At 57.9% G+C, this 15,582-nt stretch carries 11 protein-coding genes; 8 read left to right on the top strand and 3 right to left on the bottom strand.

Annotation, left to right across the window (positions count from 1 at the left end; genetic code table 11):
• The first annotated feature begins 18 nt into the window (after positions 1–18).
• The 5 genes from znuC to meaB all read left to right on the top strand — a co-directional run bounded on the left by znuC (position 19) and on the right by meaB (position 6,919).
• Complete coding sequence (gene znuC, locus GH722_16900; protein MRG73451.1) at positions 19–861, top strand: zinc ABC transporter ATP-binding protein ZnuC; 843 nt, start codon at positions 19–21, stop codon at positions 859–861.
• On the top strand, positions 861–1,667 hold the full coding sequence (locus GH722_16895) for a hypothetical protein (GenBank protein ID MRG73450.1): 807 nt from the start codon (positions 861–863) through the stop codon (positions 1,665–1,667). Before znuC ends, GH722_16895 begins: the two co-directional genes overlap by 1 nt.
• Positions 1,668–1,787: 120 nt before the next feature.
• Positions 1,788–3,725: a hypothetical protein gene (locus GH722_16890; protein MRG73449.1), complete on the top strand. Its 1,938-nt coding sequence runs from the start codon at positions 1,788–1,790 to the stop codon at positions 3,723–3,725.
• A complete protein-coding gene (scpA, locus tag GH722_16885) occupies positions 3,722–5,884 on the top strand; it encodes a methylmalonyl-CoA mutase (GenBank protein ID MRG73448.1) in 2,163 nt (720 codons plus the stop codon). Before GH722_16890 ends, scpA begins: the two co-directional genes overlap by 4 nt.
• A gap of 21 nt (positions 5,885–5,905) precedes the next feature.
• The gene (gene meaB / locus GH722_16880; protein MRG73447.1) at positions 5,906–6,919 is read left to right on the top strand and encodes a methylmalonyl Co-A mutase-associated GTPase MeaB; all 1,014 of its coding nucleotides are present in this window, start codon (positions 5,906–5,908) and stop codon (positions 6,917–6,919) included.
• Positions 6,920–7,176: 257 nt separating this feature from the next.
• On the opposite strand, the gene GH722_16875 is transcribed toward meaB, so the two are convergent.
• Complete coding sequence (locus tag GH722_16875; protein ID MRG73446.1) at positions 7,177–7,548, bottom strand: response regulator; 372 nt, start codon at positions 7,546–7,548, stop codon at positions 7,177–7,179.
• Positions 7,549–7,629: 81 nt separating this feature from the next.
• Here GH722_16875 and GH722_16870 point away from each other — a divergent pair, with 81 nt between their 5' ends.
• A complete protein-coding gene (locus tag GH722_16870; GenBank protein MRG73445.1) occupies positions 7,630–8,961 on the top strand; it encodes a diguanylate cyclase in 1,332 nt (443 codons plus the stop codon).
• Positions 8,962–9,016: 55 nt separating this feature from the next.
• Complete coding sequence (locus GH722_16865) at positions 9,017–9,679, top strand: DsbA family oxidoreductase (protein ID MRG73444.1); 663 nt, start codon at positions 9,017–9,019, stop codon at positions 9,677–9,679.
• Here the strand turns inward: GH722_16865 and mfd are convergent.
• Positions 9,676–13,020: a transcription-repair coupling factor gene (gene mfd / locus GH722_16860; GenBank protein MRG73443.1), complete on the bottom strand. Its 3,345-nt coding sequence runs from the start codon at positions 13,018–13,020 to the stop codon at positions 9,676–9,678. The two genes, GH722_16865 and mfd, sit on opposite strands and share 4 nt — an antisense overlap.
• A 110-nt stretch (positions 13,021–13,130) precedes the next feature.
• Complete coding sequence (locus GH722_16855) at positions 13,131–13,403, bottom strand: succinate dehydrogenase assembly factor 2 (protein MRG73442.1); 273 nt, start codon at positions 13,401–13,403, stop codon at positions 13,131–13,133.
• A gap of 84 nt (positions 13,404–13,487) precedes the next feature.
• On the opposite strand from GH722_16855, the gene recG reads away from it, so the two are divergent.
• The gene (gene recG, locus GH722_16850) at positions 13,488–15,569 is read left to right on the top strand and encodes an ATP-dependent DNA helicase RecG (GenBank protein MRG73441.1); all 2,082 of its coding nucleotides are present in this window, start codon (positions 13,488–13,490) and stop codon (positions 15,567–15,569) included.
• The last annotated feature ends 13 nt before the right edge of the window (positions 15,570–15,582 follow it).

The raw sequence follows: 15,582 nt of genomic DNA, 5'->3' as shown, positions 1-15,582 counted from the left end.
GTTATAATATAACGGTGTATCGCAGGTTCGCGCAGGCTGGTTTCCTGGCGTTCTGCTACCGAAATTCATCTGAGGCCTGCTGTTTTGAACCCTTCTCACCTTGTCCATCTCAGGGATGTCAGTCTGACGCTTGGCGGCAGGGATATCCTGCAATCTGTGGCGCTGGACATCGTCGATAATGAAATCGTCACGCTGATTGGTCCGAACGGTGGCGGCAAGACTTCGCTGGTACGCTGCATTCTGGGGCTGCTGAAGCCTGATCAGGGCGTGATATCACGACGTGATGGCCTGAAGGTCGGGTATGTGCCGCAGCATTTCAGTGTGGACTGGACGATGCCGCTTTCTGTCGGGCGGCTGATGTCACTGACGCAGATCCATGACGAGCCGACAATCCGTTCGGCTCTGGCGGAAACCGGCGTTGAACATCTGATCAATGCCGCCGTCCAGACCCTGAGTGGCGGCGAATTCCGGCGGGTTCTTCTGGCTCGCGCACTTGCCGGACAGCCTGACCTGCTGGTGCTGGATGAGCCTGTTCAGGGGGTCGACTTTGCCGGAGAAATCGCACTTTACGACCTGATTTCACAGATTCGGAACAACCGGCAATGCAGCGTGCTGATGGTTTCCCACGATTTGCATATTGTCATGTCATCGACAGACCGTGTGGTCTGTCTGAACGGTCATGTCTGCTGCTCGGGCGTGCCCGGAGATGTCGGTGCCAACCCGGAATATACCCGGCTTTTTGGGCCGAGAGCAGCGGATGCGTTTGCCGTCTACACCCACCGCCATGATCACCATCATCATCTTGATGGGCAGATCGCCGACGGCATGCCGGAAACCTGCGCAGAGGATCATCAGCACTGATGTTTGACGATTTTCTTTTCCGCGCCATGGCTGGCGGTATCGGTGTTGCGCTGGTCGCAGGTCCGCTTGGGTGTTTCATTGTCTGGCGACGCATGGCCTATTTCGGCGATACGGTCTCGCACAGCGGGTTGCTTGGCGTGGCGCTGGGCCTGTTGCTGGGGGTAAATGTGTCGTTCGGTGTTCTGGCCGTGGCCGTGTGCATTGCGGCCTGTCTGATTCTGATGCGCCGCGTGCGGGCCATTCCAAATGACACGCTGCTGGGCATCCTGTCTCATGCATCGCTTTCTATCGGCCTTGTGGTTGTTGCCGTTGCCGTTTCTGTACGGGTTGACCTGCTGAGTTATCTGTTCGGGGATATTCTGGCCGTTGGAACAGACGATATCGCCCTGATTTACGGTGGCGGGTTTGTGGTTTTGGCCTTGCTGGTCTGGCTGTGGCGCCCGTTGCTGGCGGCGACCGTCAACGCGGAACTGGCAGAAGCTGAAGGTGTCCGGACGACAATTGTTGAAGCTTCGCTTGTCCTGATGATTGCGGTTGTCATTGCCATCGCCATGAAGGTTGTCGGTATCCTGCTGATCACATCAATGCTGATCATCCCGGCTGCGGCAGCCAGATCCTTTGCCCGGACACCGGAGCAGATGGCGGTGCTGGCGGCGCTGGTCGGCTCTGCGACAGTGCCGCTTGGCCTGTTCACGGCTGTCCGTTTTGATACACCGGCGGGACCGACAATTGTGGTTGCTGCGGCTGTAATCTTTGCGCTCAGCCTTCTTGCTCCCTCTCTCCGGGCCATCAGCACGAAGAGATAAGGAACTGTTTTCAGGTTGTTAGCATGGGACAGGCCGTCTGGTTCGGCTATACTTGCGCAAAATCTGCTGGCCGGTAGCCTGTGCACCGCCTGAAAACACTGTTCTGTAGGAGCGCGACCCTTGGCGAATGTTGAAGACCTGTCCGAACTTGATCTTTCAGAAGGTTTTGTACTGCCTGATGAGGCGGAGTGGCTGAAACTCGTGGAAAGTGCGCTCAAGGGCCGCGATTTCGATAAAACCCTCGTCTCTCGCACCTATGACGATGTCCGGATCGAGCCACTCTACACGACACGCCCCGCCGACAGTGAAGCTGTGCCTGCCCGGCAGGGACCGTGGGATATCAGGACGCTGGTTACCCATCCGGATGGTGCAGAAGCTTCCGCTCAGATAGCCGAACACCGGCGTTGTGGTGCGACGTCCTGTCTGGTTCGTCTCGAATCAGAACCTGGCAAAGGCGATGGTGTCGTGTTGTCCAACCCGGAACAGGCGCAGCGACTGGACATGGATACGGATGTCTGCATTGAGGCCGGGGATATGGCTCTGGCACAACTGGTGTTGCTGGATGCAGAAGCCGGTCGTCAGGAACGACGGATACAGGCCTTCAGGGCTGATCCGGTTGGGCGGATGGCGTTCACTGGCACTCTTTCTTTTGATCTTTCTTCCTTTATTTCTGACTTCAGGGAATCCGTTCAGAATATTGATTTTGTTAATCTTGTTTCTGATGGGGCGGTCTATGAAAAGGTTGGTGCGACAGAAGTACAGGAACTCGCGGCAGCGCTTGCGACTGCCGTTCATTATCTGCGTGCAGGAATTGATGCGGGGCTGTCGGTTCAGGCCGCTGCGGATATGGTCCGCCTGAGGCTGAGCACCTCTTCTGATCTGTTTATCTCCATCGCGAAGTTGCGGGCGGGTTTGCGCATGTGGCAGCGCATTCTGCAGGCCAGCGGTGCCGTTGACAGCCCTGCAATTATTGAAGCGATTTCTGCCTCCGGGATGTACACCAGCCGTGACCCTTGGGTGAACATGCTGCGGGGCACTGCGGCGGGTATGGCTGGTGCCATCGGCGGCGCTTTCTCAATCACGGTCCTGCCTTATGCCTGGGCGGTTGAGGGAGAAGGGTCACAATTATCAGCCGCGATGGCGCGCAATATTCAGGTCATCCTGAATGAGGAAAGCCATCTCGGTGCGGTTTGTGATCCGGCGGCAGGATCTTACGCTATCGAGCATCTGACTGACCACCTGGCTGACCGTGCCTGGGCGATGTTCCAGAAGATCGAGGCCGGTGGCGGTATGGTCAGCACCCTGCAGGATGGCTGGTTTCAGACTGAGGTTGCCGGAGTTGTTGAGAGAAAACGCCGGGATGCAGCCCACCGGAAGCTGCCGGTCACCGGTGTCAGCGAATTCCCCCATCTTGATGAGGAAACCGCGGAAGCAAATATCGTCCGGGTTCCGGAACCTGAAGGGTCTGAGGATGTATCGGGTCTGGAGACGACGACCTATGCTGCTGTTGCAGGGGCGCTGGAGGGTGGTGCCACCGTTCAGCAGATATCGCGGACCCTGCCCCTGCCGGGTGAGAAACTGTCACAGGTTCTGGCTGATTTCCGCCCTTCTGCGGCCTATGAGGCTTTGCGGGACCTGTCGGATGAGTATCTTGAACTTAACGGCCGTCGCCCTGCTCTTTTTGGTGCGTTCATCGGATCGCTGGCGGATTTCTCAGCCCGGGCCATGTTTGCCCGTAATCTGGCAGCAGCAGGCGGCGTGACAATCACCGACGGCCCCTCAGATGCTGCTGATACAGATATTGTCTCTGCTTTTGAAGCAAGTGGCTGCCGGGAAGTGGTACTCTGTTCCGGTGATGATATTTATGCTGCCCGTGCTGCGGCGCTTGCGGCTGCACTGAAAGCGGCCGGTGCTGCCCGGATCTGGCTTGCCGGACGGCCGGGTGCGGCGGAGGCAGACTATGCAGCCGCCGGAATTGACGGATATATCTATGCGGGCTCGGATGCCGCCGGTTTTCTGAGCGGTATCTATGACCGGCTTGAAGGAGGCCAGGCATGAGCGGATTACCAGACTTCTCGACCCTTCCCCTGTCAGCTGACGGCGCACCGGTTGCCAGCCCGCGTTACGAGGCTGCCCCCTGGGAGACGCCGGAAGGCATTGATGTGAAAACAGCCTATGCACCGGACGATGTGGCCGGTCTGGACTTTACCGGCGGATATCCGGGGATCGCGCCCTATCTGCGTGGCCCCTACCCGACCATGTATGTCACCAAGCCCTGGACCATCCGCCAGTATGCCGGTTTCTCGACTGCGCAGGAAAGCAACGCATTCTACCGGCGAAACCTGGCAGCGGGTCAGAAAGGTCTCTCTGTCGCTTTTGATCTGGCGACCCATCGCGGTTATGACTCAGATCATCAGCGGGTTGCCGGTGATGTCGGCATGGCCGGTGTGGCCATCGATTCGATTATGGATATGCGGACCCTGTTCGATGGCATCCCGCTCGACAAGATGAGTGTTTCGATGACCATGAACGGCGCCGTATTACCGATCATGGCGCTGTTCATTGTTGCGGGTGAAGAACAGGGCGTTGCCCCGGAACAGCTTTCAGGAACCATTCAGAATGACATTCTGAAAGAGTTCATGGTTCGCAATACCTACATCTATCCGCCGGAATCCTCGATGCGGATCATTTCCGACATCTTCTCCTATACCGCCGAGCGGATGCCGAAATTCAATTCGATTTCGATCTCCGGCTATCACATGCAGGAAGCCGGGGCGACGGCCGATCTGGAACTCGCCTATACGCTGGCTGATGGTGTTGAATATGTCCGCGCCGGGATGGCGGCGGGGCTGAGTGTCGATGCGTTTGCACCGCGCCTGTCGTTCTTCTGGGCGATTGGCATGAATTATTTCATGGAGGTGGCGAAAATGCGGGCGGCCCGCCTGCTCTGGGCACGTCTGATGAAGCAGTTCGATCCGCAGAACCAGCGGTCGCTGTCGCTCAGGACCCATTGCCAGACCTCGGGCTGGAGCCTGACGGCGCAGGATGTCTTCAACAATGTGACGCGAACCTGTGTTGAGGCGTTTGCCGCCGTGCATGGTCATACCCAGTCGCTGCATACCAATGCACTGGATGAAGCGCTGGCCCTGCCAACTGACTTCAGCGCCCGGATTGCCCGTAATACCCAGCTGTTCATCCAGCAGGAAAGCGGTTCCTGCCGGCTGATCGACCCATGGGGCGGCAGTTACTATGTTGAACGCCTGACCCACGATCTTGCACAGCGCGCCTGGGCGCATATTCAGGAAGTCGAGGAACAGGGTGGCATGGCAAAGGCCATCGAAGCCGGTATTCCGAAGATGCGGATCGAGGAAGCGGCTGCCCGCACACAGGCGCGGATTGATTCCGGTCGGCAAACCGTTGTGGGTGTTAATCGCTATAAATCCGGCCAGAAGGACAATGTACAGGTTCTCAAGGTCGATAATTCCTCGGTCCGTCGGCGGCAGATAGCCCAGCTAGAACAGTTGCGGGCAGAACGTGATCAGTCTGCCTGTGACGCCTCATTGGCAGCGCTGACAGAAGCGGCAAAGACGGGCAGTGGCAATCTGCTGGCACTGGCCGTTGATGCGGCCCGTAACCGGGCAACGGTTGGTGAAATCACCACGGCGATGGAAGTCGTTTATGGTCGCCATGTCGCTGAAATCCGGTCGATCACAGGAGTTTATGGAGCGGAGATGGGACGGGACTCAACCGCGGCACAGGATGCCCGAAGCTATATCGATGCCTTCGCTGCTGAAGAAGGTCGTCGCCCCCGTATCCTGCTGGCCAAAATGGGGCAGGATGGTCATGACCGCGGGCAGAAGGTGATCGCCACTGGGTTTGCCGATCTTGGCTTTGATGTCGATATCGGTCCCCTGTTCCAGACCCCGGAAGAAGCCGCCCGCCAGGCCGTGGAAAATGATGTTCATATTGTCGGGGCCAGTTCTCTGGCTGCCGGTCACCTGACGCTGGTGCCGGAATTGCGGCAGGCGCTGGATGCGCTGGGGCGCGAGGATATTGCCATTGTGGTTGGCGGTGTCATCCCGCCGCAGGATTATGATGAGCTTTATGAGGCGGGTGCGCTGGCAATCTTCCCGCCGGGGACAAACATTGCCGAGGCTGCGGTTGAGTTGCTGAAAGCCATCAGCAGCGCGGCCGATGATGAGCCACAGGTTGCCTGACCGGCAGGATTGTCAGTGACTTTGTCGACACGCCCTGTCCGCCCCCGGCGGCGAAAACTCTCGACCGGTGACTATATCGACGGTGTGCTGACTGGCGACCGGGTGATTCTTGCCCGTGCCATCACGCTGGTTGAAAGTCGCAGTGCAGAACACCGGGAACAGGCATCTGCCCTGCTGAAGGGCGTCTCTGCTGCGGCCGGGAAGGCACATCGTGTCGGAATAACCGGTGTGCCGGGTGTCGGGAAAAGCACCTTCATCGATACGCTGGGCAGCAATCTGACCAGTGCCGGACACAAGGTGGCGGTGCTGGCGGTGGACCCGACCAGTTCCCGGACCGGGGGGAGCATTCTGGGCGACAAGACCCGGATGGCCCGGCTGTCGGTTGACCCGAATGCCTTTATCCGCCCCTCACCTTCTGCCGGGACGCTGGGCGGGGTAACCCGCCGGACGCGGGAGACCATGCTGCTTTGTGAAGCCGCCGGGTTTGATATTGTGCTGGTTGAGACCGTGGGGGTCGGCCAGTCAGAAATCGCGGTCTCCGATATGGTCGATTTCTTTCTGGTGCTGATGATCGCCGGTGCGGGTGACGAGTTACAGGGCATCAAGAAGGGCGTGCTGGAAGTCGCCGACATGATCGCCATCAACAAGGCTGATGGTGACAATGAACGCCGCGCCCGCCGCGCCGCCAGTGACTACCGCAGCGCTCTGAACATCATGACACCCCAGAACGCGGACTGGCGTCCGCCCGTCATCACCTGCAGCGCGCTGGCAAATACAGGTGTAGAGGATCTCTGGGGACGGATCATCGAACATCAGACGGTGATGACTGAAAACGGCGCCCTTCCTGCACGCCGCGAGCAACAGAACCTGCGCTGGATGTGGGACGTGATCGAAGACCGGTTGATGGAACGGTTCCGGAATAATGAAGAAGTCTCCAGCCAGATCGCCGGAATTGAGCCACTAGTCAAAGACGGCACCCTGCCCGCCGGTGTGGCCGCTGATCAGCTTATCAGCCTGCTGTTCTCCGGGCGGTAAACTGCCGCAGAAGCGTTACCCCCTGATCAGGCAGCCATAACCTTGAAAGCCATCAGCCAGCCATAGGCAAAAACGGTCATCATCAGGGTGAAACCGGCAGCGACGGAAATGGCGCTCAACAGCATTTCAGAACGATTGATCATTTGCATTTCAACTCTCCCTCGTTGGTGTCGGGAGGTTATAGCGTATCAGAAATTCCGTGTAAAGAACAAAACAAGAACATTTATTTTTCCTATATATAACAGATAAATAGACATCTAACTGGAAAGATATTGTTTGATTTCTTCGGCGAGCGTGAGCGGGTCGAACGGTTTGGTGATGATGCCGTCCGGCTTCAGTTGCGCAAGCTCTTCCCGGACCGGGGCCGTGGCACCGGTCAGGAAAACGATCTTCAGTTTTGCCGGTGCAATCGCCCGTATGCGGGTCAGCAGTTCAGGGCCCTGCATGTCCGGCAGATACATATCCAGAAGAGCGATATCAGCACGCCCCAGCTCTGCCGTCATCGACAGAGCCTGCATTCCGGTTTCGGCAAAGATGACTTCATGACCGCCGATATCAGATAGCGCAATTTCCAGCAACGACCGGATATCGGGATCATCATCTGCAATGAATACGGTTTTTGATGTCATATGATATTCTTTCTGCTTGTGAATGCCGGCCCCTGACAGGTTGTCGGTGTGACTATTGATGCATGGATTTAATCGCGCAACATGCGCATGATGGTAGCTATGGGAAGACGTGCAAACATCCTTTGCGTTGGTGAACGCAGTGCTGACATGGAGCGACTGGCGATTGCGATTGCCGGGGAACGTGACGGTGTGTTTTTCGTGACGTCCGAACGGGCTGGTCTTGGTGTTGTTGCCGAGAACCGTCCGGATCTGGTTATCGTTGCTGAATATCTGCGTCAGGGCAGCAGGGACAGCTTTACCCGGCTGCTGAATAATGGCGATGGAATTGCCCCGACACCTGTCGCCTGGCTCTGCGATCCGGCAGACGCCGATGCCTATAGCAGCGCGACAAGCGCGGGAGCAGATGAGGTTTTCTTTGGCGACGAAGAAGAAGTCATGTTGCTGGCGCGGACACGCCCGCTGATCCGGATGTCGATGCTCTACGAGGAAATGTGGCGACGGTTCAGCCTCGCCCGGCGATTTGGGCTGGAGCCCGAAACGGTTGTCACACCGGCTGTTTCCGAAGCGGAACCGAAGCTGTTATTGCTGGAGACCAGTGAAGCCGAGAGCTTTGGAGGGGATCTGACTGAAGGCGGTCTGACGCACCGGGTCAGTGATCTGGCGGCGGCGGAACAGGAACTGGTCTCTGACGCTTACGATGCTTTGCTGTTTGATGCGACGGATGAGACCCAGGACTGGCCGGGCTTTTGTTCCCGGATCCGCAATAATCCGAGACTGTTTCACCTGCCGATCGTTGCTGCCACGAATGGCGAGAAGCAATTTGATATGGCTCTGTATCGCGCAGGTGTGACACAGGTGGTTTTCAAATACGGGGATATGGAAGTCTGGCGCTTTCTGTCCTCAAAGCGCGCCAGGCATTTTGCTCTCGGCCAGAAACTCAACCGGTCGCTTCGCCAGACAATGCATGACGAAACCGTTGACCCGCTGACCTGGACCTACAGCCCCGCCTTTCTGTCCAGCCACCTGCTGGCGGCAGTCGGTACGGCACGGGCGATGCGGCATCCGATTTCGATCATCCGTGTGAAAATCGCGAATTATCCGGAAATGGCCGCAGAATTCAGCCTGCCCTCGCTGTATCATATGACACAGCAGGTTGCGCAATGGATCACCCAGTTGCTGCGAACCGAAGATCTGGTTTCGCGGGATCTGGATGACAGCTTCACGATTGTATTGCCGAATACGCCGAGGCATGAGGCGGAGATCGTTCGTGACCGGGTTCTGGGCATTCTCGTGAATACGGATCTGGCGGTTTATGATGTTTATCGCCCGGTTGCGGTGGACCTGATCGCTGGTATTGCCCATATGGAGGATTCGGACAGCGCAGATGCCATGATGGAACGGGCTGCGCCCTGACTGGTGGTCTTTAAGTCAAGGCCATGTTGAGCCGTAACTAAATCAGGATATTCCCATGAGACTGGACATTGTTGTCGATACGATCTGCCCCTGGTGCTTCATTGGAAAGCGTCGTCTCGAAGAAGCGATGGAAGGTATCACGGGTGAAACCGTTGAGATTCACTGGCGCCCCTTCCTGTTGAATCCGGATATGCCTGATGGCGGGATGGACCGGCAAACCTATCTGTCGACCAAGTTTGGCGGTGAGCACCGTGCCGAACGGGTCTATGACAGTATCCGGCGCGCCGGTCTTGGAAATGGTATCGATTTCGCCTTCGATAAAATTCAGCGCACACCAAATTCGATTGATTCTCATCGCCTGATCCGTTTCGCAGAGAAAAATGCGACGCAGGATGCCTGTGAAGCGATGATGGAACGGTTGTTCGAGGCATATTTTCTGGAGGGGCAGGATATTGGTGACCTGGCCGTGCTTACGGAAATTGGTGTTGCCGCCGGCCTTGATCGGGAAATGTTGTCAGCCTACCTGGCTACTGATGAAGACCGGGCCGAAATTTATCGCGAAAATGCTGAAGCGCACCGTCTTGGCGTGACAGGGGTTCCCTGTTTTATCCTGGATGAGAAATACGCTATCGCCGGTGCGCAGGAGCCGGAAGTTCTGCGCCGGATGTTTCAGACAGCGGCGGAGGGAGCCATCTCAGCGCAAAGCGGCAGTGCCTAGCCGTCGGCGATGACGGCCAGATCACGGACAAGACGGCTGACACCGGTAATCCGGTCCTGCTGGCGATCCCAGGCGCGGCGAATGACCAGCTTGTGATCCGGACGGACCTTGGCGGCGCCGGTTTCTTTCGCGATGAAGGCCACCAGCCCGCCGGGATTGTCGAACTGGTTGTTCCGGAAAGTGATGACAGCCCCTTTCGGACCGGCGTCGATCTTCTCGATATTCGCCTGTTTGCAGGTCCGTTTAATGGAGAGCACCTTCAGCAGGTTTTCTACTTCATCCGGCAGTTTTCCAAAGCGGTCGATCAGTTCTGCCGCAAAGTTTTCCGATTCCATCTCGTCTGACAGGCTCGCCATACGACGATAGAGACTGAGGCGCAGGCCCAGATCCTGCACATAATTTTCCGGAATCAGAATGGGTGTGCTGATATTGATTGTCGGTGACCATTCCCGGCTGTCCGTCTCGTCATCCGGGTCACCATCCTTGATGGCAGCAACGGCTTCTTCCAGCATCTGCTGATAGAGTTCGATCCCGACCTCCTTGATATGGCCGGACTGTTCTTCGCCAAGCAGGTTCCCGGCACCACGAATATCGAGATCATGGCTGGCGAGGCTGAAGCCTGCACCGAGACTGTCGAGGGTCTGCATGACCTGCAGGCGGCGTTCTGCGGTCGGTGTGATCTTGTGGTCGTTCGGCACCGTCAGATAGGCATAGGCACGCAGCTTCGAGCGCCCTACCCGGCCGCGCAGCTGATAGAGCTGTGCCAGGCCCAGCATGTCGGCACGATGAATGACCATCGTGTTGACGTTCGGCAGATCGAGTCCGCTTTCGATGATGTTGGTGGCGACCAGTACATCGAACTTGCCGTCTGCAAAGGCATGCATGACATCTTCCAGCTCCTTGCCGGACATCTGGCCATGGGCTATGGCGAGGCGGATATCCGGGACCAGCTTGCGCAGACGGCCAACCAGCCGGTCCATATCGCCAATACGCGGACAGACATAAAATACCTGACCGCCACGATGCAGTTCGCGCTGCAATGCCTCGCGCACGATGACCGGATCATAAGGCAGAATGAAGGTCCGGACAGCCAGACGGTCGACCGGTGGTGTTGCGATTACGCTCAGTTCCCGCACGCCGGTCAGCGCAAGCTGCAATGTACGTGGAATGGGGGTTGCGGTCAGTGTCAGTACATGAACGTCGGCTTTCAGCTGTTTCAGGCGTTCCTTGTGGGCGACACCGAAATGCTGCTCCTCATCGACGATCAGCAGACCGAGATTGGCGAAGGCGGTATTTTTTGAGAGCAGCGCATGGGTGCCGACGACAATATCGACCTTGCCGCTTTCCATGTCTTCACGAATGGCCTTGGCATCTGCGGATGATGTCAGCCGGGAGAGTTGCACCACCCGCACGGGAAGGTCCCGGAACCGGTCGGCGAAGGTCTTGTAATGCTGCATGGCCAGCAGCGTCGTCGGTACGACAACGGCGACCTGATGCCCGCTGAGGGCGGCAACGAAGGCCGCACGCAGGGCGACTTCGGTCTTGCCGAAGCCGACATCACCACAAACCAGCCTGTCCATGGGCCGTCCGGCTTTCAGATCGCCAGTGACATCATGAATGGCTGCGGCCTGATCCTCGGTCTCCTCAAACGGAAACCGGGCACAGAACTCGTCATAGGCACCGTCAGTCACCTCAAAGGCCGGTGCTGTTTTCATTTTTCGTTTCGCAGCAATGCGAATCAGCTGTTCAGCCATATCGCGAATGCGTTTTTTCAGGCGTGCCTTGCGGGCCTGCCATCCGGCACCACCCAGCTTGTCGAGGAAGGCTGCGCCATCTTCGGACCCGAACCGGGACAGCATCTCGATATTCTCGACCGGCACGTAAAGCTTGTCGCCGCCCTGATAGACAAGCCGGAGGCAATCATGCGGTGCCCCGGCAGCAGAAATGGTCTCAAGACCCTCATAACGCCCGATACCATGGTCCACATGGACAACAAGGTCGCCCTCACCCAGCGTGCCGGCATCATTGATGAACTGTTCTGCCCGGCGTTTGCGTGCAGGGCGCGCATAACGCTCTCCCAGCAGGTCCTGTTCGGAGATGACAGCGAAATCCGGGGCAAGAAACCCGTGGTCGACATAAAGCAGTGCCATCGGGATGGTCGTGGCCGGCAGGTTGCTGATGTCGGTATAGCTGTCGACAAAGATGGCTTCCGGTGCGCCATGTTCCTTGAGCACGGTTGCCAGCCGTTCCCCGGCGCCACGACCGCTAATTGCCAGAAGCGGGCGCATTCCCCGTTTTGTCAGGTCTTTGAAATGCTCGATTGCCGCATCATAGACATTGCCGCCCGGCTGATTGCGAACTTCGGCAAAGTTACGTCCGGGACGGCCACCGGCATCTGAACCACCGGTTTCAAACGGGCTGAAGGTACGGGCCGACTTTGCCTGCAGCAGACGTTCCCAGTCTTCCGGGCCGATATACAGGGCTTCCGGATGCATCGCCTTGTAGTCCGGCGCATCCTTGAACATCTTTGTGCCGCGCATTTCATCACGGGCCTGGAAATAGTCGGCGATCTGCTCCAGCCGGGCTTCGACAGATGCATCAATCTGGCTGTCCAGAAACAGGCTGGCATCAGGCGCATAATCGAAAATCGTATCCATGGCCGGGTGAAACAGTGGCAGCCAGTGCTCCATCCCCATATGCCTGCGTCCCTCGGAGACGGAGAGGTAAAGCTGGTCTTCATCACCGACCGCGCCGAACCGTTCACGATACCCGGTCCGGAACCGGGCAACGCTTTCTTCGTCCAGAACGACTTCGCTGACCGGGTGGATATCGATTCGGGAAATCTTTTCGACGGTGCGCTGGGTTTCCGGATCGAACAGGCGGATATCGTCAATATCGTCGCCAAAGAAATCGATTCGTATCGGGCGGTCAGAGCCCGGCGGGAAAACATCGATAATGCCACCACGGGCAGCATATTCGCCGGTTTCCATCACGGTGTCGGTTCGGTGAAAGCCATTCGTCTCAAGGAACGAAATCAGCTTCTCTGTCCGGATGGCAGAGCCTGCCGCCAGGGCAATCCGACGCCCGGTCAGCGATTTCCGCAGAGGGACGCGCTGCAGGACCGATGCCGTTGTGGTGAGAATGATGGCTGGTCGCTCGCCAAGCGTCGCCAGACGGACCAGACCGGCAACCCGCCGTCCGGCGACATCCGGTTTTGGTGACAAACGGTCATAGGGCAGACAATCCCATGCCGGAATTTCGATGATTTCGGTGTCTGGTGCAAAGAAACGAAGCGCATCTGCGGTGCGGGCCATTCTGGCGTCGTCACGCAGGACAAACATCGCCTGTCCGCCGTCAGCTGCAATCTGTGCCAGCAACCAGGCGTCATAGCCTTCAGGTGCACCGCCGACTGTTAAGCGACCGGTGTCTTCCGGTTTCGGTGTCAGGGCATTCACCGTTTCGTATATCCGTTCTGAAAGTCCCGCATCATCTGCATGACATCATGGTCAACATCATCTGGTACAGGCGCGGTTCCGGTGATCCACTTGTACAGATCGGTGTCGTTTTCGTTCAGTAATCCCTCAAACCGGTCTTTCTGAATGTCGCTCATCCCGTCAAGATAGGTCGCGGCGAAATCGCCGACCAGATTGTCGAGTTCGCTGGTACCGCGGTAGCGGCTGCGGTGGAGAAGTTTCTTCAGGCGGAGTTTTTCTGGATCGTCCATATCTGCGCTTCTGGAGGAAAACGGTTTCCGGGGATATAGACATTCCCTACCCTGTTGTCAGCCGCCCATTCGCATTGGAGTGTTATGCGACCGGAAATTTTGTTTCCCCTGTTCAAGGATATCACCGGTCTTGCCGGTGTTGGAAAGCGCACGGCTGATCTTATCGAGAAGATCGCCGGCCCTAAAGTTGTGCACCTAATCCTGAGACTGCCCGCCAGCATCGTTGACCGGCGCTATGCCCCGAAACTGGCTGATGCGATCCCCGGACGTATTGTGACTTTGCGGGTCACTGCGTCGGAGCATATTGCCGGAAAAAACCGGAGACAGCCTTATCGGATATTTGTGCATGACGATACGGGTGAACTGGAACTGACCTTTTTCCATGCGAAGCAGGATTATCTGGTCCGGATGTTGCCACCGGGTGAGGAACGGCTGATTTCAGGCAAGCTGGAGACCTATTACGACCGGCTGCAGATGACCCACCCCGATCATATCGGGCTGCCGTCGGACGCAGACCGAATCATGCGGGCAGAGCCGGTCTATCCGCTGACTGCGGGTCTGACGGCGAAGGTCATGCAGAAAGCTGTCGAACAGGCGATGAAGCATGCACCGGAACTGCCGGAATGGCAGGATGGCCCGTGGCTGGCGAAACAGAAATGGCCGGACTGGCTGACGGCCCTGAAATCTGCCCATGCACCGGAAGCCCCGGTAGACCTGGAGCCGGATGCGGTTCCCCGGCGACGACTGGCTTATGACGAGTTACTGGCGAATCAGCTGGCGCTGCTGCTGATCCGCCGGAATGCCCGGAAACTGCTTGGTCGCAGTCTGCTGGGGGATGGCCGGTTGATCGCGGCAGCACGGGCCGCCCTGCCCTTTGAACTGACGGCGGGTCAGGAAGCGGCGGTTGCTGATATCCTGCAGGACATGAAGGCTGCTGATCGCATGTTGCGCCTGTTGCAGGGCGATGTCGGCAGCGGCAAGACGGTTGTTGCCCTGATGATGCTACTGAATGCGGTGGAAGCCGGTGCGCAGGGTGCGATCATGGCCCCGACCGAAATTCTGGCCCGTCAGCATTATGAAACCATTGCCCCGATCTGCGAGGCGATTGGCGTCGGTGTTGTCATCCTGACCGGCCGTGACAAGGGCAAGGCGCGTGGTCAGATACTGGAGCAGATTGCTGACGGGCGTGCGCAGATTGCAATTGGCACCCATGCCTTGTTTCAGAAGGACATCGAATTTCAGGACCTTGCCGCTGTTGTGATCGACGAGCAGCACCGTTTCGGGGTGCATCAGCGGCTGGACCTCAGCCGCAAGGGGCGTGCGGCCGATACTCTGGTGATGACCGCCACCCCGATCCCGCGCACACTGATGCTGACCGCCTATGGTGATATGGATACCAGCCGCCTGATGGAGAAACCGGCAGGCCGTCAGCCTATTGATACGCGGACAATTTCTGCTGACAGAATGGAAGATGTCGTGGAAGGGCTGCGGCGGCAGATCAGTGAGGGTGCACAGGCTTACTGGGTTTGTCCGCTGGTAGAGGAATCGGAAGTCAGCGACCTTGCCGCCGCTGAAGACCGGTTCGAACATCTGAAAGGCATTTTCGGAGACCGTATCGGGCTGGTGCATGGCCGGATGAAAGGTGCCGAGAAGGACGCCGCAATGGCCGCTTTTGCCAGCGGAGAGACGTCCCTTCTGGTCGCGACCACGGTGATTGAGGTCGGGGTGAATGTACCGAATGCGACGATCATGGTGATTGAACATGCGGAACGCTTCGGCCTTGCCCAGTTGCATCAGTTGCGGGGACGCATTGGCCGGGGAGCAAAGAAATCGACCTGCCTGCTGCTCTACGCCCAGCCGGTGACCGAGACAGCCCGCAAACGTCTGAAGGTGATGCGGGATACCGAAGACGGCTTCCTGATTGCTGAGGAAGACCTGCGTTTGCGCGGTGCGGGGGAACTGCTTGGCGTTCGCCAGTCCGGTCTGCCTGAATTCCGGATTGCCGATCTGGCCGCCCATGCTGACCTGATGGCTGCCGCCCGGGATGACGCGCTGCTGATTCTTGAACGTGACCCGGAACTACAGAGCGACCGTGGCAAGGCATTGCGGGTTCTGCTGTATCTGTTTGAACGCGATGCGGCTGTGGGGCTGTTGCGATCCGGGTGAGCTGCCGCCGTTA

This window comes from Alphaproteobacteria bacterium HT1-32 (assembly GCA_009649675.1).
Classification (GTDB): domain Bacteria; phylum Pseudomonadota; class Alphaproteobacteria; order Rhodospirillales; family HT1-32; genus HT1-32.
Note: the sequence above shows the minus strand (reverse complement) of the source record. Positions and strands in the feature narration are given on the sequence as shown.